At 36.4% G+C, this 1435-nt stretch carries 2 protein-coding genes and 1 pseudogene; all 3 read right to left on the reverse strand.

The genetic code is table 11. The annotated features are described in order from the left end of the window. On the reverse strand, positions 1-502 hold a 502-nt coding region (locus tag GMD4S_RS00110; RefSeq protein WP_025172986.1), incomplete at its 3' end, for a hypothetical protein. Then, positions 499-1125: a hypothetical protein gene (locus GMD4S_RS00115; RefSeq protein WP_001242082.1), complete on the reverse strand. Its 627-nt coding sequence runs from the start codon at positions 1123-1125 to the stop codon at positions 499-501. The genes GMD4S_RS00115 and GMD4S_RS00110, both read right to left, overlap by 4 nt. Further along, positions 1122-1435, reverse strand: a pseudogene (locus GMD4S_RS13460) (hypothetical protein); the annotation flags it as partial. The gene GMD4S_RS00115 and the pseudogene GMD4S_RS13460, both read right to left, overlap by 4 nt.

Genomic DNA, 1435 nt, shown 5'->3' on the forward strand with positions numbered 1-1435 from the left:
TCTCTTCTAAACTAATATCGACTGCTTCGTCGTAGGTCATATTCAGTAGGTCTTTATGTTTCGTTTTGAATTCTTCAACACTCAGCCAAGTTTCTTTGTCGTCTTCGCTGATTTGACCGTCAATGACAGATGCTACCTCAATCGCCATGATATAGAGCGCTCGCTTGTCAACCGTTAGAATATCCTTATGAGTCGTGATTATTCGAAGATAGTCTCCTTTTTCTCGCCCATCACTTTCATAAGAATCTTCAAAATTTAAATTTAAATTTTCACGCTTAAAAGTCGCCCAAGAGTCTTTTCCTATTCTAAAATCAGCCATTCCCCAACGCTCATCATTTGAAGAAAATTTATCTAGAGTTAAACTCAAATAAAAATTATCATCAAATGCATAAGAAAAACCAACTTTCACTCCCTTACGTTCTTTGAACCACATTTTCCAAGGATATTCCATACAGTTTTGGTATATACTAGTTTCGTAGTTGCCTTTAAGATATAATCTCACTCATCTTCCTCATCATCATAAACACGTTCGCCGTGGATTTTGATGTATTCTTCTCGAAGCCGTTCCTCCTCTTCCCATAGAGGATCTCTTACCGGTACCATTGTCTTTAATTCTTCCAAACTGATTTCAACAGCTTCATCATAAGTCAGTGAAAGAACATCCTTGTGATATTTCTTAAATTCTTCTACACTTAGCCAACTTTGCTTGCCGTCTTCGCTAATCTGACCATCAATGGCAGATGCTACTTCAGTTGCCATAATGTATAAAGCACGTTTGTCTACAGTTAAAACATCTATATGAGATGTTGCGATACGTAGATAATCTCCACGTTCTCTCCACTCTGTAATGAAAGTTTTTTCAAATTCCAATTGAATATTTTCATCAGAAAACGAATTCCAAGGATCACTCTTGTCATATGGTATATGATTCCATCGTTTATCATTAAATCGCCATTTATCAAATTGAACTCCAAAAAAGAAATCATCTTGTAGCATCTCATCATCACCAACGTTTGAGTATGTAATAGGATGACCATGCCATTCCTTAAACCACATTTCCCTGAGCAACTCTCTTGTCGTAAAGGTTATTTTTTTCTTAAAATCACTTTTGATATATAGTCTCATAAATCTGAGATATCGCCTCCATGTGCTAGTATATATTCTTTTCGACGAGTGGCTTCTTCCTCCCAAAGAGGGTCGTCTACCACATCCATCGTTTGAATTTCAGTCAAACTTAGTTCATTTACTTCTTCAAAAGTTAAAGATAGAATAGCCTCATGTTTTCTTTTAAACTCTTCAATTGTCAACCAGCTATTCTTAGCATCCTCGCTAATTTGCCCGTCAATAACCTTTGCAATCTCAAGCGCCATAATGTACATAGCTCGTTTATCAACTGTCAAAACTTCTAGATGGGTGGTTAAAATACGGAGATAGT

Source organism: Streptococcus sp. GMD4S (genome assembly GCF_000296955.1).